General features: G+C 73.3%; 22 protein-coding genes and 1 tRNA gene. 4 read left to right on the top strand and 19 right to left on the bottom strand.

The genetic code is table 11. The annotated features are described in order from the left end of the window. Positions 1-37: 37 nt before the first annotated feature. From ACLQ27_RS02155 to ACLQ27_RS02185, 7 genes are all read right to left on the bottom strand, one after another. Positions 38-1,000, bottom strand: a complete 963-nt coding sequence (locus tag ACLQ27_RS02155) for a DUF881 domain-containing protein (RefSeq protein WP_357490546.1) — start codon at positions 998-1,000, stop codon at positions 38-40. An 11-nt stretch (positions 1,001-1,011) separates the two neighbouring features. Further along, a complete protein-coding gene (locus tag ACLQ27_RS02160) occupies positions 1,012-1,344 on the bottom strand; it encodes a small basic family protein (RefSeq protein ID WP_007460356.1) in 333 nt (110 codons plus the stop codon). Next, complete coding sequence (locus ACLQ27_RS02165; protein ID WP_425865424.1) at positions 1,341-2,282, bottom strand: DUF881 domain-containing protein; 942 nt, start codon at positions 2,280-2,282, stop codon at positions 1,341-1,343. The genes ACLQ27_RS02160 and ACLQ27_RS02165 overlap by 4 nt, the downstream gene beginning before the upstream one ends. After that, a complete protein-coding gene (locus ACLQ27_RS02170) occupies positions 2,279-2,911 on the bottom strand; it encodes a CDP-alcohol phosphatidyltransferase family protein (RefSeq protein ID WP_234586119.1) in 633 nt (210 codons plus the stop codon). The genes ACLQ27_RS02165 and ACLQ27_RS02170 overlap by 4 nt, the downstream gene beginning before the upstream one ends. Before the next feature lie 293 nt (positions 2,912-3,204). Further along, on the bottom strand, positions 3,205-3,669 hold the full coding sequence (locus ACLQ27_RS02175) for a MarR family winged helix-turn-helix transcriptional regulator (RefSeq protein WP_357490632.1): 465 nt from the start codon (positions 3,667-3,669) through the stop codon (positions 3,205-3,207). A 56-nt stretch (positions 3,670-3,725) separates the two neighbouring features. Further along, the gene (locus tag ACLQ27_RS02180; RefSeq protein ID WP_234586117.1) at positions 3,726-4,904 is read right to left on the bottom strand and encodes a PP2C family protein-serine/threonine phosphatase; all 1,179 of its coding nucleotides are present in this window, start codon (positions 4,902-4,904) and stop codon (positions 3,726-3,728) included. A 75-nt stretch (positions 4,905-4,979) separates the two neighbouring features. Continuing rightward, on the bottom strand, positions 4,980-5,726 hold the full coding sequence (locus ACLQ27_RS02185) for an SAM-dependent methyltransferase (RefSeq protein WP_425865425.1): 747 nt from the start codon (positions 5,724-5,726) through the stop codon (positions 4,980-4,982). A gap of 115 nt (positions 5,727-5,841) precedes the next feature. Here ACLQ27_RS02185 and ACLQ27_RS02190 point away from each other — a divergent pair, with 115 nt between their 5' ends. The 3 genes from ACLQ27_RS02190 (at position 5,842) to ACLQ27_RS02200 (ending at position 7,480) form a co-directional block, all read left to right on the top strand. Beyond that, on the top strand, positions 5,842-6,723 hold the full coding sequence (locus ACLQ27_RS02190) for a universal stress protein (protein ID WP_425865426.1): 882 nt from the start codon (positions 5,842-5,844) through the stop codon (positions 6,721-6,723). Between the two features lie 71 nt (positions 6,724-6,794). Then, complete coding sequence (locus ACLQ27_RS02195) at positions 6,795-7,007, top strand: phosphatidylethanolamine-binding protein (RefSeq protein ID WP_088948250.1); 213 nt, start codon at positions 6,795-6,797, stop codon at positions 7,005-7,007. Continuing rightward, on the top strand, positions 7,004-7,480 hold the full coding sequence (locus ACLQ27_RS02200) for a hypothetical protein (protein WP_425865427.1): 477 nt from the start codon (positions 7,004-7,006) through the stop codon (positions 7,478-7,480). Before ACLQ27_RS02195 ends, ACLQ27_RS02200 begins: the two co-directional genes overlap by 4 nt. On the opposite strand, the gene ACLQ27_RS02205 is transcribed toward ACLQ27_RS02200, so the two are convergent. After that, the gene (locus ACLQ27_RS02205; RefSeq protein ID WP_425865428.1) at positions 7,477-7,683 is read right to left on the bottom strand and encodes a hypothetical protein; all 207 of its coding nucleotides are present in this window, start codon (positions 7,681-7,683) and stop codon (positions 7,477-7,479) included. The genes ACLQ27_RS02200 and ACLQ27_RS02205 overlap by 4 nt on opposite strands. A 133-nt stretch (positions 7,684-7,816) precedes the next feature. Between ACLQ27_RS02205 and ACLQ27_RS02210 the strand changes: the two genes are divergently transcribed. Continuing rightward, positions 7,817-8,467 carry a hypothetical protein gene (locus tag ACLQ27_RS02210; RefSeq protein WP_425865429.1) on the top strand — a complete coding sequence of 217 codons (651 nt, stop codon included), beginning with the start codon at positions 7,817-7,819 and terminating at the stop codon, positions 8,465-8,467. A gap of 5 nt (positions 8,468-8,472) precedes the next feature. Here ACLQ27_RS02210 and ACLQ27_RS02215 read toward each other — a convergent pair whose 3' ends face one another. The 11 genes from ACLQ27_RS02215 to ACLQ27_RS02265 all read right to left on the bottom strand — a co-directional run bounded on the left by ACLQ27_RS02215 (position 8,473) and on the right by ACLQ27_RS02265 (position 20,670). Then, positions 8,473-8,658, bottom strand: coding sequence for a hypothetical protein (locus tag ACLQ27_RS02215; RefSeq protein ID WP_234586346.1), 186 nt, complete (start codon positions 8,656-8,658; stop codon positions 8,473-8,475). A 73-nt stretch (positions 8,659-8,731) separates the two neighbouring features. Beyond that, positions 8,732-10,009, bottom strand: coding sequence for a hemolysin family protein (locus tag ACLQ27_RS02220; RefSeq protein ID WP_425865430.1), 1,278 nt, complete (start codon positions 10,007-10,009; stop codon positions 8,732-8,734). 80 nt (positions 10,010-10,089) lie between these two features. After that, entirely contained in the window at positions 10,090-10,287 is a 198-nt protein-coding gene (locus ACLQ27_RS02225) for a hypothetical protein (RefSeq protein ID WP_088989536.1), read from the bottom strand. A 99-nt stretch (positions 10,288-10,386) separates the two neighbouring features. Next, the gene (gene selB / locus ACLQ27_RS02230) at positions 10,387-12,141 is read right to left on the bottom strand and encodes a selenocysteine-specific translation elongation factor (protein ID WP_425865431.1); all 1,755 of its coding nucleotides are present in this window, start codon (positions 12,139-12,141) and stop codon (positions 10,387-10,389) included. Between the two features lie 2 nt (positions 12,142-12,143). After that, positions 12,144-13,448, bottom strand: coding sequence for an L-seryl-tRNA(Sec) selenium transferase (gene selA / locus ACLQ27_RS02235; protein ID WP_425865432.1), 1,305 nt, complete (start codon positions 13,446-13,448; stop codon positions 12,144-12,146). A gap of 20 nt (positions 13,449-13,468) precedes the next feature. Next, a tRNA-Sec gene (locus ACLQ27_RS02240) sits at positions 13,469-13,564 on the bottom strand. Between the two features lie 34 nt (positions 13,565-13,598). After that, the gene (nrfD, locus tag ACLQ27_RS02245) at positions 13,599-14,699 is read right to left on the bottom strand and encodes an NrfD/PsrC family molybdoenzyme membrane anchor subunit (protein WP_425865433.1); all 1,101 of its coding nucleotides are present in this window, start codon (positions 14,697-14,699) and stop codon (positions 13,599-13,601) included. Between the two features lie 17 nt (positions 14,700-14,716). Continuing rightward, a complete protein-coding gene (locus tag ACLQ27_RS02250; protein ID WP_425865434.1) occupies positions 14,717-15,895 on the bottom strand; it encodes a 4Fe-4S dicluster domain-containing protein in 1,179 nt (392 codons plus the stop codon). Continuing rightward, positions 15,885-19,157: a formate dehydrogenase gene (fdh, locus tag ACLQ27_RS02255; protein WP_425865435.1), complete on the bottom strand. Its 3,273-nt coding sequence runs from the start codon at positions 19,155-19,157 to the stop codon at positions 15,885-15,887. Before fdh ends, ACLQ27_RS02250 begins: the two co-directional genes overlap by 11 nt. 89 nt (positions 19,158-19,246) lie before the next feature. Further along, positions 19,247-19,675 carry a DUF6069 family protein gene (locus tag ACLQ27_RS02260; protein ID WP_357575870.1) on the bottom strand — a complete coding sequence of 143 codons (429 nt, stop codon included), beginning with the start codon at positions 19,673-19,675 and terminating at the stop codon, positions 19,247-19,249. Further along, entirely contained in the window at positions 19,672-20,670 is a 999-nt protein-coding gene (locus ACLQ27_RS02265; RefSeq protein WP_425865436.1) for an RNA polymerase subunit sigma-70, read from the bottom strand. Before ACLQ27_RS02265 ends, ACLQ27_RS02260 begins: the two co-directional genes overlap by 4 nt. Positions 20,671-20,681 lie beyond the last annotated feature (11 nt).

Here is a 20,681-nt window from a genome sequence, read left to right on the forward strand (position 1 = left end):
GCGGCCGCGCCGGTCAGGAGACCGGACGGGCGTGTTCCTACTTGGTCGGCACGTGCAGCGCCGAAACCTCGGCAACCTCACGCTCCCCAAACGTCACGTTACCGCCGTCACCCCGGACCGACGCGACCACCCCACCAGGAATGTTCAACGCCGTACGCATCGTCGCCGGATCACCGATCACCGTGATGGTGAACGGACCCGTCAACCGACGCCCCTCCACCACCAACGACCCGTTGTCCCCGTCAAGGAAGTACGTCGATGCGATCACCCGCACCGTCTCCCGGTCACCACCGGAGATCTGCATCGCCTCCGCGCCCGCGCCCCGCAACTCCTGCACCGCGTCCAACACCCGGTCCGCAGTGATCGGCTTGATCCCGTTGCTGGAGAACTGCACAGTCAACCCCGGACCCACCGCCGGCAACGTACCCGCCAGAATCCCCAGCTCGTCCGCCCGACGAGTCGCCTCGTCCAACGCCGCCTGCCGACCCTGCGCACCCGAGGCCAACTGCCGCTGACTGTCCTCCAACGCCCGAATGTCCTGCTGGAGACGGTTCTCGCGCGCATCCAGATCCGACAGGATCCGCACCAGGTCCTCCTGACGCGTCGCCCCCAACGTCGGATCCGTCGACGTCGTCCTCAACTGCACGACGAGCGTGAACCCCAGCAACGCCAACAACGCCGCGATCATCACCCCGGCCGCGCTGAACCGCGACCGCACCGACGCCGCGGGGGCCGACTCCACCACCGGCTCGTCCGCCGGCTCAGCCGGACGCGACATCGCGCTCAGGTCCACCGTCGCGCCGTCATCGACCGGGGCCACCCCGGGCTCCGCGTCCGGCGACTCCGGCTCCTCCGTCGGACCGTGCGGCGCCAACGGACTCAACTCGTCCGGGTCCGGCGCGTCCGGCCGCGGATCCGGCTCACCAGCCGGCCCACCCGGCCGCCCCGGCCCCGCCGGCTGCGGCCAACCCGTCCCCGTCTCCGCCTGCTCGTCGCTCATCGCTGTCAAACCTACGCCCGGAACAGGTGCCGACGGATCGCCGCCACATTCCCGAAGATCCGCACACCCAGAACGACCACCACACCTGTGGACAACTGCCCGCCCACCCCCAACTGATCCCCCAGATACACGATCAGACCAGCCACCAGCACGTTCGAGATGAACGACACCACGAACTGCTTGTCGTCGAAGATGCGGTCCAACTTCGCCCGCACCCCACCGAACACCGCGTCCAATGCGGCGACCACCGCGATCGGCAGGTACGGCTGCAACGCCGCCGGCACCGTGGGATCAAGCCACACGCCCAGCACCACACCGGCGAGCAACGCCAGCACCGCGATCATCCGCCACCTCCGGAAGGACTAGCGGTCCCCGGCGAACCCGACGACCCAGGACTGCCGGACCGGACACCCGACCCAGAAGGGCTCGGACTGACCGACGGCTTGGCGTAGCGTAGCTGCGGCTCCGGAGCCGCCGGCAGGGTGAGGTCCTCCGCCTTGCGCACACCGAACGACAGGCCGGTCTTCTGCGCGACCTCCCGCATCACCGCCGCGTTCCGGCTGTCCTCGAACTTGCGCCGCATCGACCCCGGCCCGATCGCCGACACCTCGTACGGCCCCGTCACCGGCCGGAAATCCACCAGGATCGCCTCGCCCGCCGTCCGGATCGTCGACGTCGACGTCAACCGCTGCCCATTGATCGAGATCGCCTCCGCGCCGGCGCTCCACAACGCGTTCGCCACACCCTGCAGATCGCTGTACAGCACCTGCGACGGCCCCGCGCCCTTACCGGTCACCGCATCCGCGTTGCCCGGCGCGTCCGCCAGGCGCACCACCACACCGTCACCCCGCACCCGGCCGAGCCCGGTAACCGCCTCCAGGTCCCGCAGACGGGCCGCGGTCGACCCGCTCAACGCCGCGTCCCGCTGGCGGCTGACCTCCTCGCGCAGCTGGTCCGCGCGCGCCGACAACCGGTCGGTCTGGCCCTCCCGCTCCTTGATCTGCGCCACCAACCCGGAGCGGGCCTGGGCACGCCCCGGCTCGTCCGCCATCGTCTGGCGGTACGCCACCGCGAACAGGAAGCCCAGCACCACCACCACGACCAGACTGACCGACCGCGCCGGCCAACCCGGGGACGCGTCGTCCTGCGACGACGCCGCCCGCCGGCGCGCGGCCGCCGCGTCCGCGTACCCCGGATCCAGGGGGTTGCGGAACAGCTCGGTGAGGAAGTCCGGGGCGTACACCCGATCCGTGCGGGGACGCTCCGGCGGCGTCGCGCTCACGTGGCCGCTCCCGGGCCGCGCGCCGCGCGCACCAGCCGCGCCGCCTGCACCACGTACATGGCGCCGGCCACCCAGTAGAGCACCAGCCCCCACCAGGCCAGCCCCCAGCCGATCGCGGCCGTGGCCGTCGCCGCCGCACTCCACTCGGTGGCCAACAACAGCACCGGGAACGCCGCGAGCAGCAGGAACGTGGCGGTCTTGCCCACGTAGTGCACCGGCGGCGGCCCGTACCCGTAGCGGCGCAACACCGCCAGCGAGCCGAGCAACAGCGCCTCCCGGGCCAGCAGCGCCGCCGTGAACTGCCACGGCACCACCTCCCGGGCCGTGAAGGCGAGCAGCGTGGCGAGGATGTAGAGCCGGTCGGCGAGGGGGTCGAGCAGCTCTCCGAGCCGGCTCACCTGACGCAGCCGGCGCGCGATCCAACCGTCGACCCAGTCGGTGGTGCCGCCGATGGCCAGCACCACCACCGCCGCCACGTCCGCGCGGGCCACCAGGAACAGATAGAGGAACAGGGGTACGCCCAGCAGGCGCCCGAAGCTGATCAGGTTGGGCAGGGTGAGCACCTGGTCGCCGGGAGCCTGGTCACCGGTGTCCCGCGGATGCTCTGCCCGAGCCGGCCGACGCGACACCGAACCTCCTCCACCGCACGCCCCGACGCCAGACCGTGAACGGGCGCGGCGGAGGTCGTACGCGCTGTCGGGCCGGCAACCGCCGGCTCCCCTGCGGCCCCGGGATGGGACCTCTGCCCTGATGCAGCCCGTGATCTCGATGATCACGGGCCGGCTGAGTGCGCTGCCACTATATCGGGCTCCCCCGCGCTCCTCGGCCGCCGCCGCGTGCCGTTGGTGCGGCTGTGCCGCACTGTGGCGTGGATCACCACGCTTAAGGCGTCCTAGGATACTAGTGGAAGGAGCGTGGCGGTTCAGGCCGTCTGAACCGCCTGATCGCTCTGCTGCTCCGGCACCGTCTGCGTCGCCGCGCGACCGAAGGCGAGCAACGACAGCAACAGATCGTGCTGCATCCGCGGGGGCATCCTGTCCAGCACTGCCTGCACCGCGCGCTGGCGCCGCTCCGCCAGCTCCCGCAGCAGGGTCAGGGCGGCGGCGGTCGGCACCAACCGCACCTCCCGCCGGTCGCGCGGGTCGGCCACCCGGCGCAACAGACCGGTCGCCTCCAGCCGATCGCAGAGACGGCTGGCCGAGGAGGGCACCACGTCCAGCAACTCCGCGAGGCCGTTGACGTTGGTCTCCTGCCGGCCGCTGATCAGCATCAGCACCCGCAGCTGCGTCGGTGGCACCTGATGCCGCGACGCCGCCGAGTCGAGCACGGCGATCAGCGTTTCGGCGGCCGCGTCGATCGCCGAGGCGAGATCCCCAGGTCGCTCCACCCGATGTCCCCTGCCGTCGTCGCGCTGGTGCCCGCCCGGCGCGGCGGCGGCGACCCTCATCCGCCGTCCCGCTCACGCGGACCATGCCAGTCGAGGCAGACGACGACGGCGTCGTCGCGCAAATCGGAATCCGCGTGGTAGGCGTGTAGTTCGCGCATCACCGTACCAACCGCCTCGGTCGCCGGCTGCAACCGTGTGGCCCGTAGGGATCGGGCCATCATCCGCTGCCCGTACGGCTCCCGCCCCGCCGGCTCGGCCGCCCACACCCCGTCGCTGACGACGAAGACCCGGTCACCCGGCGCGAGCGTGAACTCCTGCAGCTCGTAGCGGGTCTCGGCGAACATGCCCAACGGCAGCTGCTGCTCCAGCTTCACCGGCTCGACGGTCGCGCCACGCATCCGCAGCAGGTGCGGCGAACCGGCGTCGACCGCGCGCACCCGCCCGGTGCGGATGTCCAGCTCGAGCAGCAGCGTGGCCACGTGCCGACGCCCCCGGTGCTGGTAGTAGACCGTGTCCGAGGCCAGCTCCGCCTGCTCCACGAGGCCACCGCCGGAGCGGCGGGCGTTGCGCATCGCGTTCACCGTGACCGCCGTCAGCAGCGACGCGGCCAGGCCGGTGCCCTCGCCGTTGAGCACCGTCAGGGTGAGCCGGTCACCGTCCAACGACCAGTCGAAGTGGTCCCCGCCGACGGTGTACGCCGGTTCCAACTGCCCGGCCAGGTGAAAGGCGCGGTGCGACACGCTGCGACCGGGCAGCAGGTCCCACTGCATCTCGGCGGCCATGCTGAGCCGCTCGCGGCGACGGGCCCGGCGATAGCGGTCGGTCTCGCGGTCCGCTGCCCGCATCGCCACCGCCAGGTCGCCGGCGATGTCGGTGGCGTGGCCGGTGACCGCCGGGCCCGGGACGGTCGGCAGCTCGATGAGCAGCACACCCAGCCGCTCCCCCCACACCGTCAGCGGCAGGTAGAGCCGGCACGCGCCGTCGTCCAGCCCGTCGCGCACCGGCTGCTGGCTTGAGAAGCAGCGCTGCGCCACGGTGTGCCGGGCCAGGGCTCCGGCCGCCGGCAGGTCGGGATCCAGCACCGGCCAGAGACCGCTGATCCGGTAGTCGGCGACGAACACGTCGGTGCGCAACGCGCCCAACGCCGACCGGATCGCCCGGTCCGCCGCTTCCGCCAGCTGGTCGGGCGCGGCCTCGCGCAGCGCGCGCGACACCCCGTCCGGCGCGTCCACCATGGTTGGTCGTCCCTCCAGAAACTTGCTACAGGGCAAGCATCATACGGACGCCCCCGGACAACCGGTCGTCGCGGGTCAGTCGGCGCCCCGTGTCGCCAGCACGCCATGAAAGGCGTCCGGCACGTCGGAGGGCGGGCCGGCGGGCCGCCACCGGTGGACCGGGACGATCCCGTCCGCCGTCGGCGTCCACCTACCGAGCAGCGGTGCGAACGCCGCCGGGGGACGCAACCGGAACGCCGGCCCCATCATCGCCAGCGCCTGCGGGTGGGCGGCCAACTCCTCGGTGTCGAAGTCCACGGCCAGCAGGCTCCCCGGCGCCGCTGCGGCGTACAGCTCGTCGAGGGTGCGCGTGAGCGTGGCGTCGTCGAGGAACGCGGCGAGCCCGAGGAAGACCACCCCCACCGGCCGCCGCCCCCACCCCGGGACGAATCGGTGCAGCTGGGCCGGGTCGATCGTGCCGATGTCGGTGGCGTCGCCGTAGCCGTAGCCCGCCCGGTCGCTGTCGGCGAGGATCCGCTGCCCCAGCCGGATGGTGACCGGGTCGACGTCGGTGTAGAGCACGGTGGCCTCGGCGGCGACCTCGTGCACGTTGCCCATCGTCGGCACGCCCGCGCCGAACACCAGGAACCCGTCCACGCCCTGCTCGGCCATCGCCCGCACCGCCCGGCCGAGGAACGCCCGCAGCTCCCGAAAGACCGGCGCGCACGGCCCGTACGCCTGCTCGAAGGCGCCCGCCGCGGCCACGTCGACGTCGAAGTGGTGCTCCCCGCCGAGCCAGAAGTCGATCATGCGGGCGGTGCTCGGCTCGTCCGGTTCACCCATCGACGACGCTCCTCCCCGTCCGGTCGCCGCCAGCGTACCGACCCGGGCCCGACCGGCGGTATCGCTCCGCCGCGCCGCCACGCCCGCGATACTGGCCCGGCGGGAGGTGACACGGGTGAACTCGGCGGACAGCGCGGCGGTGGTGGTCGGCGTGGACGGCTCGGAGTCGTCCCTGCGCGCGGTGCGCCTGGCCGCCGCCGAGGCCGTCCGCCGGCACCGACCGCTGCGGGTCGTGCACGGGTTCATCTGGCCGCTGCTGCACGTGCCGGTCTCCCCCGCTCACGACGCGCCGCCCGGCGCCGGACTGCGCCACCGGGCCGAGGAACTGGTGGCCGCCGCAGTGGCCGAGGCCGAGGCGACCACACCCGGGCTCACGGTCTCCGGTGAGATCATCGACGGCGAGGCCTCCGCCGTGCTGGTGGGTGAGTCCCCCACCGCCGCGCTCATCGTGCTCGGCGACCGCGGGCTGGGCGGCTTCTCCGCGCTGGTCGTCGGCTCGGTGGCGGTGCAGGTCTGCGCGTACGCCGACTGCCCGGTGCTCGTCGCCCGCGGCGACCAACGCCCCGACGAGCCGGTGCTGGTGGCGATGGACGGCTCGGCGGCGTCCCGGCTCGCCGCCGACTTCGCCGCCGAGACCGCCGTGGCGCGCGGCGTGCCGCTGCGCGCGGTGCACGCCTACCGGCACCCCGGCAGCAGCGGCCCCGGTGACATGCAACCCCTGGTGTACGACGAGGCGCAGCTGCACGCTGAGCAGGAGCGGATGCTCACCGGCTGGCTGGACGGGCTGACCGACCGCCACCCGGGGCTGCGGCTGACCTGGCGGGCGACGCACGGGCGCACCGGCGCGGTGCTCGCCGAGGCGTCCCGTTCCGCCCAACTGATGGTCGTCGGGGGGCAGGGGCGCGGCGAGGTGACCGGCCTGCTGCTGGGGTCGGTGAGTCAGTCGGTGCTGCACCACGCCCGGTGCCCGGTCGCCGTGGTGCGCGGCCCCCGCTGACCCCCGGGGTTGGCCCGCCGCGAGACGGGTAGACGGCCGCGGTACGCCAACGGCGACGAAGGAGGCAGCAGATGCCAGGACCACGGCCGGGCAGCAACGCGTACGACAAGCAGCGGGCGCGGTTGCGCAACGCGATCGACGACTCCGGACGACGGGTGCCCGACGGCAAGGCCAACCAGGTCGCGAACCGGATCCTGCAGGAGGATCGCGGCCAACGGGGCGTCGTACGCGGCGAGCGCACCTACGGACCCAAGAGTGAACGCGAACCGGGCGATCCGAAGTGAGGGGGGTCGACCTGGCCGACGGCGCCATCGCGGGCGCCGTCGGCACCACCGCGCTCAACGTGGTCGGCTACCTGGACATCGCCCTGCGGGCACGAGCGGCGAGCAGCACACCGGAGCAGACAGTCGACCGGCTGGCCGGCATCGCGCACGTGGACCTGGGGTCGGGGCCCCGGGCGGCGAACCGCCGCTCGGGGCTCGGGGCCCTGATCGGCTACGGGCTGGGCATCGCCGCCGGCGTGGCGTTCGCGCTCTACGCCGGCGGGCGCCGCCAGCCGCTGCCGATGGCCACCGGCGTGCTCGGCGCCGGGGTCATGACGATGACCGACGGGTCCATCACCGTGCTGGGGATCAGCGATCCGCGCACCTGGGGGCGCTCCGACTGGATCTCCGACATCGTCCCGCACCTGGCGTACGGACTGACGGCCGCCGCCACCTGGAACAGGTTGCGGCGGCCGTCAGATCACGCTCGTTAGGCCCGGGTGTCGCTGTCGTCCTCGGCGACCGGCTCACCCGCCGGGCCGTACGGCGACACCTGCCCCTTGGGCACCGGCCGGCCGGCGTCCCCGCGCGACGTGCCGCGGTTGAGCGGATGCCCGGTCGGCTGGGGCCCCTTGCTGTCCTGGCTCGTCGCTCCCTTGGCGTTACGCCGGAACTCCTCCTGCTGCGGGTTGACCACGAGTGTCTCCCTCCGGGTACGGCAGGCGGCATCGACCGCCTCCACCGGCGGCATACCCGTCCGGCCGGGCGGCATTCCGGTCCCGCCCCGCGCCCGCAGGGCTAGCCGCGCCCTGGGCGGGTACACACCACATGTGGGTGACGATCGAGCGGTGGTGCGGGTCCTGCTGGACCGGCGCGGCAACACGTACGCCGAGGAGGCCGGTATCCGGCTCGCCGACCGCCCCGGCCCGCTGTACCAGTTGCTGGTGCTGGCCACCCTGCTGAGCACCCGGATCCGGGCGTGCGTGGCGGTCGACGCCGCGCGGGAGCTGTTCGCGGCCGGCTACCGCACACCCCAGGCGATGGAGGCGGCGAGCTGGCAGCAGCGGGTCGACGCGCTGGGCCGCGGACACTACCGCCGCTACGACGAGCGCACCGCCACCATGCTCGGCACCGGCGCCCGGCTGTGTCTGGACCGCTGGCACGGCGACCTGCGGCGGCTGCACCGGGACGCCCAGGGCGACCCGGCCGGGTTGCGCCGACGGCTCACCGAGTTTCCCGGCATCGGGCCCACCGGCGCGGACATCTACCTGCGCGAGGCCCAGACGGTGTGGTCCGACCTGCGCCCGTACGCCGACCGTCGAGCCCTGGCTGGCGCGAAGCGGCTGGGCCTGCCGGGCTCACCCGACCGGCTGGCGGGGTTGGTCGACGAACCGGACTTCGGTCGGCTCGCCTCGGCGCTGGTGCGGGTGGCGCTCGGCGAGGAGTCCGCCGGCGAGGTCACCCGCGTCGCCGCCGGGTGAGGCGCTCACTTGACGGTCTTGTCGCCCGGTCGGGTCAGGTGCCACACACCGAGCGCGGCGAGCAGCGCCAGGACGATGACCCCGCCGGAGAGGCCACGGCCCTCCTCGGGGCTGCGGCCCGCGCTGCCGAAGTAGATCACCGCGAGACCGGCGAGCACGGTGACGAACGTACGCAACCCTCGGTCCTTCACGTACCGCACGCTAGGCGAGAGACCTCCGCCGAGGGGTCTTTTACGTGTGTTGTCCCTCTTCTGGGCGACACGCTCAGCGCTCGGTGACGAAGCCACGCAGCCGCACCCGCCGCACCGCCCGGTCGGCGACCTCCACCACCTCGATGGTCAACCCGGGCAACCGCACCGTCTCGCCCGGCTCACCAGGCAGGTGACCCAACCGTGCCAGCACCAGCCCGGCCACAGTCGTGTACTCCCGCGACAGCGGGAAGCTCAGTCGCACCCCCAGATCGGGCAGGTCGTGCAGGGGGAAGTCACCGGGCACCAACACCGACCCGTCCGGCTCCCACGTCACGCCCCGCACGTCGCGGTCGGTCTCGTCGTACAACTCGCCGACGACCTCGGCCAGCAGGTCCTCCAGCGTGACGATGCCGTCGATGCCGCCGTGCTCGTCGACGACGAGGGCCAGTTGCTGGTGTTCCTGGCGCAAGCGGCGCAACGCGTCGGCCACCGGCAGGGTGACCGGCAGCAGCAACGGCGACCGGACCCGCTCCCCCACCGTCCCGGTGCCGGCCCGCACCAGATCGCGGATGTGCACCACGCCGATCACCTCGTCCAGACCGCCGGGGCCGGTCACCGGGGCGCGGGACCGGCCCGCGGCGGCCAGCTGGCGTACCCCCTCGTCGGCGGCCAGGTCGGCGGCCAGCGTGGTCACCTCCCGGCGGGCCACCAGGATCTCCCGCAGCGTCCGACCGGCGATGTCGAACGCGCCGGTCAGGATCTCCCGCTGCTGCGCCGACAGGCCACGCTGGCTGACCAGCATCTCCCGCAACTCCTCCTCGGTCATCTCCTCCCGGCTGGCCCGGGGGTCCCCGCCGGCGAGCCGGACCACCACGTCGGTGGCCGAGCTGAGCAGCCACACCGCCGGGCGGGACACCCGGGCGAGCAGGTCCAGCGGCCCGGCGCTGAGCAACGCCCACCGCTCGGCCCGCTGCATGGCCAGGCGTTTGGGCGCCAACTCGCCCAGCACCAACGTGACGAAGGTCAGCGCCACCGTCACCAGCAGCACCGATGCCGGTCGGGCCGCCGCGCCGAGGAACCCCAACGGGCCGACCAGCGGCTGGGCGAGCGACACCGCCGCGGCAGCCGAGGCCAGGAACCCGGCCAGGGTGATGCCGAGCTGGATCGTGGCCAGATAGCGGTTCGGGTCCCGGGAGAGCCGGACCAGCCGGTCACCGGCGCGGGTCCGCCGACCCAACCGGCGCAACTGACCCTCCCGCAGCGTCACCAGCGCCATCTCGCTACCGGAGAGCGCGGCGTTGATCAGCACCAGCACGGCCACCAGCGCCAACTGCCCCAGCTGACCGCCCACCGCCCACCCCCGTTGACCGCTTCAGGTCACCTAACCGCAGCGCGCCCGGCTCCGGGTCCCGTTTCCGGCCGTCGGGGCGCTCAGTCGACCTCCAGGTCGTCCAGCGAGATCGAGTGGGTCATCAACCACCGGGCCAGCGCCGACATGCCGAACAGCCAGAGCGGCACCGACTCGGTTGGGCCGTTTGTCGCGTAGATGGCGAACCGCAGATCCGGCGCGCGGTACGCCTCGATCCGCCATTGGTGCTGCCGGTCCCGCCAGACCGCCGAAGGGTCCATGGCGTCACCGTAGGTGACCGCCGACGGTCGAGGGGCCGGTTAGCCCGGCACCAGCGGCCGCCGCGATCGCGTCCGCCCCCGATCATCGTGGTGGTGCGCTCAGGTGACGACGACCCGGGCGTCGTCGGGCAGGCGCCGGGTGGCGCCGCGACGGTCCAGCAACTCCAGCAGCGGCACCGCCACCCGGCGGGTGGTGTCCAACGCCTGCCGGGCCGCCGACAGGGTGAACGGCTGCGGCAGCGTGGCCAGCACGGCGACCGCCGCGTCCAGCGCGTCGGGCAGCAGCACCACGGTGTCGGCCAGCCGCAGCAGCGCGCCGGCGCGCACCGCCGCGCCGATCTCGCGCGGGCCCAGGCCCAGGTCGACGAGGCGGTCCGCCTCGGGGGCGCGAAACGGCCGGTCGGCGTACTCGGCGCGGACCCGCTGCACGGCCCGGGCCACCGGCTCGGGCAGGGCGTCGACGGTGGCCGTGCCGATCCGCCCGGCGTGCACCCGCAGCGGCGGGCGGATCAGCGCCTCGACCAGCGCCCGGTCGGGCAGGGCGAGGCGTTGACGCAGCGCGTCCACCGGCATGCCCGGTTCCAACGGGTGCTCCCGGGCGTACCGGCCGACCTCCTCGGTGAGCTGCTCGCCGAGCCGCCGCCAGTGCGCGGGGTCGGCCAGCCAGTCACCGGCCACCGGCGTGGCCTGCACCGGCACACCCATCCGCCGGAGCGCACCGGCCCGCACCAGCCGACGGCGGCGCAGCTCACCGGCCAGGTCGGGTCGACCGTCGAGGTCGGCCAGGACCGTCGCGCGGGCGGCAGCCGCGCCCCGGCGCGACAGCGGTGGCGGCGCCACGTCGAGGACCCGTACGCCGCCGGCCACGTGGTGTCGGCCGGGATCACGCAGCAGCGCCCGATCGCCGACCAGCAGCGGCAACGGGTGGGCCAGCCGCAGCCGGACGGTGTCCGCGCCGAGCGGGCGGACCCGCACCGGCACCGCCGCCGACCCCACGTGCAGGGTCAGCGTGGCGGGCAGGTCGGCGGCCGGGTCGCCGGTGAGCCGTACGTCGATGACGTCGCTGTGGTGGAACCGGCCCGGGGTGAGCAGCGCGTCGCCGCGGCCGAGCCGGTCGCGGTGCGTACCGCGCAGGTTGACCGCCACCCGGGCCACGGCCTCCGCCTCCGGGCGGGCCTCGCCGAGGGAGTGCAGGCCCCGAACCCGAACCGGTTCGTCGGCCCCGGCCAGCTCCAACTCGTCGCCGACGCGCAACCGGCCGGCGCCCAGCGTGCCGGTGACGACGGTGCCGCTGCCCCGCACGGTGAAGCTGCGGTCCACCCAGAGACGCACCGGCGCGTCCACTGTGGGGGCGGGCAGCCGGGCGGTGAGCCGGTCCAGCGCCGAGCGCAGCTCCGGCAGGCCGGCGCCGGTCAGCCCACTGACCGCCACCGTCTCCACCGCGCCGAGGCTGCTCGCCGCGATCTCGGCGCGGGCCCGCTCCGCGGCCGGCGCGGGGTCGGCCAGGTCCGCGCGGGTCACCACCAGCAGGCCGTACCCGACGCCGAGCGCGTCGAGCGCGGCCAGGTGCTCGGCGGACTGCGGCATCCACCCCTCGTCGGCGGCGACCACGAGCAACGCGGCCGGCACCGGGCCGACCCCCGCGAGCATGTTCGGCACGAACCGCTCGTGCCCGGGCACGTCGACGAAGGCGATGGTGGCGCCGGACGGCAGCGTCGTCCAGGCGAAACCCAGGTCGATCGTCATGCCCCGGCGGCGTTCCTCGGCCCATCGGTCGGGTTCCATCCCGGTGAGCGCCCGGACCAGTGTCGACTTGCCGTGGTCGACGTGCCCGGCGGTGGCGACGACGAACATGGTCAGTCGTCTCCTCCGACGCGCAGCACTGCCGCCAGGACCGTCTCGTCGGCGTCGACGGGCACACAGCGCAGGTCGAGCAGGAGCCGGCCCCGCACCACCCGGCCGAGCACCGGCTGCTCGCCGGTGCGCAGCGGCACGGCGTACCGCTCGGGCAGGCTCAGCGCCCACGAGTCCAGCTCGACGCCGGGGGCGCCGCCGCCGCCGACCACGGCGACCGCCGGGACGACCTCCGCCTTGCGCCCGTCCGCGCCGAGCCTGTCCCGCAGCAGCTCCACCCGGCGGCGCAGGGCTGCCGGGTCGGCGTGCAGCGCGGTCCGCGTCGGCGTGTCCGGGCGGTGCAGGGTGGCGGCCAGCGCGGCAAGGGTCAACTTGTCCACCCGCAGCGCCCGGGCCAGCGGGTGGCGGCGCAGCCGTTCGACGAGCGCGGCGTCGCCGAGCAGCAGCCCGGCCTGGGGGCCGCCGAGCAGCTTGTCGCCGCTCGCGGTGACCAGGGCCGCGCCGGCGCGCAGGGTGCCGGCGGCGTCCGGCTCGTCGGGCAGCAGCGGATCCGGCGCGAGCAGCCCGGAACCGATGTCGGCGACCACCGGCACGTCGAGCGTGGCCAGGTGGCGCACCGGTGTGGCCGAGGTGAAGCCGCTGATCTGGAAGTTCGACGGGTGCACCTTGAGCACGAAGCCGGTCTGCGGGCCGACGGCCGCGGCGTAGTCGTCGAGCGTGGTGCGGTTGGTGGTGCCCACCTCGCGCAGGCGCGCGCCGGTGCTCTCCAGCAGGTCCGGCAGGCGGAACCCGTCGCCGATCTCGACCAGCTCGCCCCGGCTGACCACGATCTCCCGACCGGCGGCCAACGCGGTAGCGGCCAGCACCAGCGCGGCGGCGCCGTTGTTGACCACGTGCACGGCTGCGGCGTCCGGCACGGCGGCGGCCAGCGCGTCCATCGCGTCCCGGCCACGGCGTGCGCGTCGCCCCGTACGCAGGTCCAGCTCGACGTCGGTGTGCCCGGCGGCCGCCACGACCGCGGCGACTGCGGTCGGTGACAGCGGCGCCCGACCCAGATTGGTGTGCAGCACGACGCCTGTGGCGTTGAGCACCGTACGCGGACCCGGGGCGGGCAACCCGGCGACCACGGCGTCGGGGACCTCGTAGGGCTCGATCTCGCCACGGCGGGCCCGCTCCTGCGCCTGGACGACGGCGGCCTTGACCCGGTCCCGGCCGAGGGTCGCGACGGCCTCCGCCAGCCGCGCGTCGGCGAGCAGCGTGTCGGTGCGGGGCACCCGGCGTCGCGGGTCGACGCTGCCGTCGCGCATCACGTCACTCCTGCCGCAGTTGGCGGAGACGGACGGGAATCGAACCCGCCTGGCCCGGGTCCCGGACCACACCGGTTTTGAAGACCGGGAGGGGCACCAGCCGCCTGAACGCCTCCGTCGGACATTCGATCACAACGCCGAAGCGGCCGCTCAGTCAGCCGCAGGATCCACCCCGGTCCGACGAGCGTTCACCCGCTCGCGTTGCGGCACCACCGTGTAGCGGGGGTCGCGCGCCGACGCGACGCCACCGTAGAAGATGCCGAACCTGGTGGCCACCGACGCGGCAAGCAACGCGACGCCGGACAACGCGCCCGCCGCGCGGCTGCGCCGGCCGAGCAGCGCCCCGGCCACCCCGGCGGCGGTCAGCAGCCGACCGGCGCGCAGCAGCCGACCGGGCCGCCCCGACCGGTAGGGCTCGCTGAGCAGCCCCATTCGGGTCTCCACCCGGTGTGCGCCGTACAGCTCCAGGGCCGCGCCGGCCACCGCCATCCGGCGGGCCGGCCCCGCCTGCGCCGGTGGCGCGGCGAGCAGACCCACGCCGGCGCCGCTGGCCAGCGCGCTGCCCGCGAAGATGAACGGCAACTCGGGGTACGCCTCATGCCACGACGGCACGGCCGTGCCGGCGAGCAGCACCCCGGTGTACGTGGCCAGCGCCGGCGCGGTGGCGGCGGCGACGAGCCCGGCGGCGTGCCCGACCGGCGGCAGTGCCCGGCCAGCCACGCCGAGCAGCCCGCGGCGGGGCAGCAGGCCGGCGCCCTCGGCGATCGCGGCGACGCCTGCGGCCGGCCCGAACGCGGTCAGGATCCAGGTGCCCACCGACATCGGCGAGGTCGGTTTGGCCACCCGCAGCATGTGGTGGAACCGCTCCGGCCGGCCCAGGTCCCGGATCAGGAACACGGCGCTGGCGCTGACGGCGCCCAGCGCGGTGACCCGGCCGGCGCGGCGCAGCACCGGTCGGCCGGTGAGCTGCCCTCCCGCGGCGAGCAGCGACGAGCCGGCGGCCAGCCCGCCGGTGAACAGGTACGCGGCGATGTCCCACTTCCAGACCGGCGCCTTGAGGATGGGCCGCCCGTAGTACGAGGTGAACTCGGCCTCCGGGACCCGCAGCTCCTCGCCGCCGCCGCGACCGCGCCGCCGGCCCGATCGCCGGGCCGGGTCGCCGCCGGACGGTCGCGCGACGGCGTCACCGCCGGAGCGCCGTGCGGTCGTCTCGTCGCGGGCGTCGGTGAACCGGCGGAACCGATCGCCCACCGGGGGGCGTTCTGGGCTCACGAGGATCCTCCGACGACGAACGCGGCGACGGTCGCCGCCGTCATGGCCAGGGCGGCGAGGCCGGCGCGTTTCCACATCGCCGGCAGGTCCCGCGTCGTCACCACCGGGTCCGGCGGCAACCCGTACACCTCCGGCTCGTCCAACAACAAGAAGAACGCCCCGTCACCACCCACACCGTCGTTCGGGTCCTCGCCGTACAACCGGGCCTCGGGCACACCCCGCTCATGCAGCGTCGCCACCCGCGCCGCCGCCCGCTCCCGCAACTCGTCGAGGGGCCCGTACTGAATCGACTCCGTCGGACACGCCTGCGCACACGCCGGCGTCATCCCCGCGCCCAGCCGGTCATAACACAACGTGCACTTCCACGCCCGACCATCACCCTTACGCTGGTCGATCACGCCGTACGGGCACGCCGAAATGCAGTAACCGCAGCCGTTGCAGATGTCCTCCTGCACCACCACCGTCCCGAACTCCGTCCGGAACAACGAACCCGTCGGACACACATCCAAACAAGCCGCATGCGTGCAGTGCTTACACACATCCGACATCATCAACCACCGAAAATCCGACCGACCCTCCACACCACTACCCCGCCCCGGCGGCTGCCCACCCGGCATCCCCAGGAACTGCACGCCCGCGCCGCCATTCCCGGTGGGGCCGTCGCGCGTGACGGTGGGGTGCGTGCCGTGCTCGTGCGCGGAGGTCGGGTCGCCGAGCACGTCGACCCGGCCGGCGGGCGCCGACTCCGCGGTGGCCGCGGTGCCGGTGACCATGCGCGCGGCGGCCGACGGTGACCCGGGCGGCAGGCCCGGGTCGGTGCCGGTCGGGCCTGCGGTGCCGGCGGCCACCGCCGCCGACGCCGCGCTGACCGTCGCGCCGGTCGGCGTACCCGCGAAGGCCGCGCCGCCGTGGCCCGCGGGGCGTGGCTGCTCGATGAACGCGACGTGCCGCCACGAGTTCGCGGTCAACGCACCCGTGTTGTCGTACGACATACCCAGCAGATCCAGGCCGCTGCCCGGAACGCCGTTCCACTCCTTGCAGGCCACCTCGCACGCCTTGCACCCGATACACACACTCGTGTCGGTGAAGAACCCCATCCGCGGCGGCGCGTCCACATAACCGGCGTCCGGCGCCGGATCCAGCGGCCCGTAGAGGCTGTTCGGGTCAGGAGCCATCGCGCCCCTCCACGTCCTGGTCGGTGGTGACGGCCGGCGCGTGTCCGCCCGGTGTGATGCCGGCCCGCCGCTGGTAGTCGGCGACCAGGTCGAGCAACGCCGTCCCGCTGGGACGGCGGCCCGACCGGACGTCACAGGTACCGATCTTGCTTTCCTGGATGAGGACGTTGGGGTCGAGGGTGATGCCGAACAGGTCGTTGGCCGAGTCGCCGGTGACCAGACCCTCGTAACCGAAGTGGTACGGCAGCCAGACCTGGTGGATGATCCGGCCGTCCACCCGCAGCGGCGTGAGCCGGTCGGTGACCAGCACCTTCGCCTCGATCACCGCGCGCCCGCTGATCAGGTGCGCCCACCCCAGGTGCGCCAACCCTGTCTCGGCGGCCAACTCGGGTGACACCTCGACGAACATCTCCGGCTGCAACTCCGCGAGGGGGCGCACCGTGCGGCTCATCCCACCGGCGGTGTGGTGCTCGGTGAGCCGGCTGACGGTGAACACGTACGGGAAGACCTGGCTGTGGTCCTCGGGCGGGCTCGGGTTGACCGAGTTCACCGGATGCGCGTACGACTTGCGGGTCGGGTTGGCCTGCTGACCGTAGAGCGGGTTACGCACCGGCGATTCCACCGGCTCGTAGTGCGTCGGCAGCGGGCCGTCCAGGACACCGCTGGGCGCGTACAGCCAGCCCTTGCCGTCGCCCTGCATGACGAACGGATCGTCGCCGGCGATCCCCTCCGGCCCGGACGCGCCGGCCGGCGGTCGGTACGACGGCGGTTTGGTCTTCTCGAAGTCCGGCACGTCGTAGCCGGTCCACTCGGCCTTCTCCGCGTCCCACCAGACGTAGCGCTTGCGCTCACTCCACGGATTGCCGTCCGGGTCGGCCGAGGCGCGGTTGTAGAGGATGCGGCGGTTCGCCGGCCACGCCCAGCCCCACTCGGCGGCCACCCAGTCCTGCTCGTGTCGGGACTTGCGGCGGGCTGCCTGATTGACGCCGTCGGCGTACACACCGGTGTAGATCCAGCAGCCGATCGCTGTGGAGCCGTCCGCACGGGCCTCGGTGAAACTGGACAGTGGACTGCCTGTCGTCACGTCGTACCCGTTGATCTCCCGCAGGACCGACTCGGCGCTCGGCTCGGCGTGCGGACCGTGCGTGGGGTAGTCCCAGGTGAGGTCGAGCAGCGCCCGGTCACGCGGCAACGTCGAGTCGGCCAGCTTCTCCCGCAGCTTGCGCCCGAGGTGGTAGAAGAACCACAGCTCGGAGCGGGCGTCGCCCGAGGGCTCGACGGCCTTCTCCCGCCACTGCAACAGGCGCTGCGTCTGGGTGAACGTGCCCTCCTTCTCGACGTGCGAGGCGGCGGGCAGGAAGAACACCTCGGTGCGACATTCCTCGGGCACGATCTCGCCGGTGGCCACCTCGGGACCGTTCTGCCAGAACGTCGCGCTCTCGATCATGAACAGGTCCCGCACGACCAACCAGTCCAGGTTCGCCATGCCGAGGCGCTGCGCGCGCCCGTGCGCCGAGCCGACCGCCGGGTTCTGCCCGAGCAGGAAGTACCCCTTGATCTTCCCGTCGATCATGTCCAGCACCTGCTGATAGGTGCCGTGGTCACCGGTCAGTCGGGGCAGGTAGCCGTAGCAGTAGTCGTTCTCCGGTGTCGCCGCGTCACCCCAGTACGCCTTGAGCAGGCTGGCCGCGAACGATCGGGCATTGCCCCAGAAGCCCTTCTGGCCGGGGTGCCGGATGCTGTCCACCCACTCGTCGAACGTCGGGTGGTCGGCGTGGTGCGGCATCGGCAGATAGCCGGGCAGCAGGTTGAACAGCGTCGGGATGTCCGTCGAACCCTGGATGCTGGCGTGACCGCGCAGGGCCATCACCCCGCCACCCGGGCGGCCCATGTTGCCCAGCAGCAGCTGGATGATCGCCCCGGTACGGATGTACTGCACGCCCACGCTGTGCTGCGTCCACCCCACCGAGTAGATCAGCATGCCGGTGCGGTCCCGGCCGGAGTTGGCGGTCCATGCCTGGGCCAGTTCGAGGAACTTCTCCTGCGGAATACCGCACACCCGCTCCACCATCTCCGGCGTGTAGCGGGAGAAGTGCCGCTTGAGGATCTGGTAGACGCAGCGGGGGTGTTGCAACGTCTCGTCCCGTTGGGTCTGCCCGCCGACCTGCGCGCCGTGCGACTCGTGCGCCAACCCCGCGGCGTTGTCGCGCTCCTGGGTGGTGTGCCCGCTGCCGGAGGAGTCCTCGTGGCCGTCGTACTGCCAGCTGTCCTGCACGTAGCTGCCGGTCTCGGGGTCGAAGCCGGAGAAGAAGCCGTCGCCGTCCTCGGTGTCGCTGAACCGCTCGCTGACGATCGTCGCCGCGTTGGTGTAGGCGAGCACGTACTCGCGGAAGTCCAGCTCGTTGTCCAGGATGTAGCGCACCACGCCGCCGAGCAGGGCGATGTCCGTGCCGGCCCGGATCGGCAGGTACGCGTCCGCCACCGCGCTGGTCCGCGTGAACCGCGGGTCCACGTGGAAGACCTTCGCGCCCCGGCGCTTGGCCTCCATCACCCACTGGAAACCCACCGGGTGCGCCTCAGCCATGTTCGAGCCCTGGATGACTATGACGTCAGCGTTGGCGATGTCCTGCTGGAAATCCGTCGCACCGCCACGACCGAAGCTGGCCCCCAGACCGGGGACGGTGGCGGAGTGTCAAATACGGGCCTGGTTCTCGATCTGCAAGGCCCCCATCGCGGTGAACAACTTCTTGATGAGGTAGTTCTCCTCGTTGTCCAGCGTCGCCCCACCCAGACTGGAGATCCCCATCGTCCGGTTGAGCGGCCGGCCCTGCTCGTCGACGTCCTCCCAGGTCTGCTCGCGGGCGGCGAGGACACGGTCGGCGATCATGTCGAGCGCGGTGTCGAGGTCCAGGTTTTCCCACTGCGTCGAGTACGGCCGCCGGTAGCGGACCGTCGTCTGCCGCAGCGGACTGGTCACCAGGCTCTTGCTCGCCGAACCCTTGGGACACAACCGGCCCCGCGAGATCGGGCTGTCCGGATCGCCCTCGATCTGCGTGACCTGCCCGTCCTTCACGAACACCCGCTGGCCACAACCCACCGCACAGTACGGACAGACCGAGCGGGCGACGCTGTCGGCGGTGTCGGTGCGGGCGGTCAGGCCGGCCGAGCGCGCGGACTTGGCGGCGGCGCCCCGGCCCAACGGGTCCGTGCCGGTGAGCTGCCGATACACCGGCCAACCCTCGATGAACGTCCGCAGACCCATCTCCGACACCCCCTCCCACGCGAGCGACCTCACGAACATAGGTCAGATGAGGACTCTTCGCTAATCGGGGAGGGGGCGTCGTGGCATCGTCACTCGGCGCGCAGGCTCCATCTCAGCGCGGGGATCATCACGGCCGCGGGAACGAGGTGCAGTCCAACAAGGGCGGTGACGGTGGCGGCGGTTCCCCCGCAGAGCAGGGGCGCAACCAACGAGATCGCGGTCAGCGACACCGCCGTCCACACCCACCGCGCGGCGGGACGCGTACTCCAGAGCAGCAGAGCGGCGGCGATGACGATGCCCACGACCGAGAAGACGCCGGTCACCACGGCGAACCCGGGTATCGGGATCGTCTCGCCACCGGCGGGGACCGCGAAGTCGACGCCGGCGGCCCGGGCGAGCGCGGCGACGACTGTCGTGGCCAGCATCGCCGCGAGCGTGGCGAGGAGCCCCACACCGGCGAGCCCGCGCAGTCGGTGAACACGGCTGGTCCGGCCCGACGCCGGGGCCGCGGCGGTCACCGGGCACCGTCCGCCGGCAGGCGCTGCGGCAACCCGAGCCGCGGGAACTGGTCGTCGTGGAAGATGACGATCTCGGCGACCGCGCCGCCGGTGACCCGCAGAACGTCGATGGTCAACGGCAGGTACGCGCCCTCGGACTCCCGCCACAGGTAGAAGGCGATGGCGGGCTGCCGGTTCACGGCCGTCAGGACGCCGCGCAGGCGTCCCAGGTCGGCGAAGCCATCCTGGAGCCAGTCGTTCAGCACCGCGTCGCGGCCGACGTGGACGCCGGGTGTGGGCGGCATCGAGCAGCGCACGTCGTCGCGCAGCATCGCGGCGAGCGCGTCGATGTCCTTGGCCACGCTCGCGTCGGTGAACCGGCGTACCAGCTCGCGCGTCCCGACGTCCTCCGCACCGCCGGTCCAGTCCTGCCGCTCGGCGGGCAGGTGCTCGCGCATGCCGGCGCGGGCCCGTTGCAGCGCGCTGTTCACCGAGTTGACGGAATCCCCGAGCAGCTCCGCGACGTCCTTCGCCGGCCAGCCCAGCACGTCCCGCAGGATCAACACGGCCCGTGGGCGCGGCGCGAGGTGCTGGACCGCCACCAGGTACGCCAGCTCGATCGTCTCCCGCGCGACGGCAACGGCCTCCGGCTCGTCCGCGTCACCCGCCGGCAGCTCGTCGAGCAGCCGGTCCGGGTACGGCTGCAACCACCGCACCTCGCCACCTGTCGCAGGCTCGGGACGGCGTCTGGCGAGCAGGTCCAGGCAGGCGTTCGTGGCGATCCGGTACAGCCAGGCCCGGAACGACGACCGCCCCGCGAAGGTCTCCCGCCGCCGCCACGCGCGAAGCAACGTCTCCTGAACGGTGTCCTCGGCATCCTCGAACGACCCGAGCATCCGGTAGCAGTGCACATGCAGCTCCCGCCGGTGCCGACCCGCCAGTCCTGCGAAGGCCGACTCGTCGACCCCACCCAGGCTGCCCCCGCCCACCTGCTCGTCCGTGTGCGCACTCGTCACGTCATGCTCCC

Source organism: Micromonospora sp. DT63 (assembly GCF_049841615.1).
Lineage (GTDB): Bacteria > Actinomycetota > Actinomycetes > Mycobacteriales > Micromonosporaceae > Micromonospora.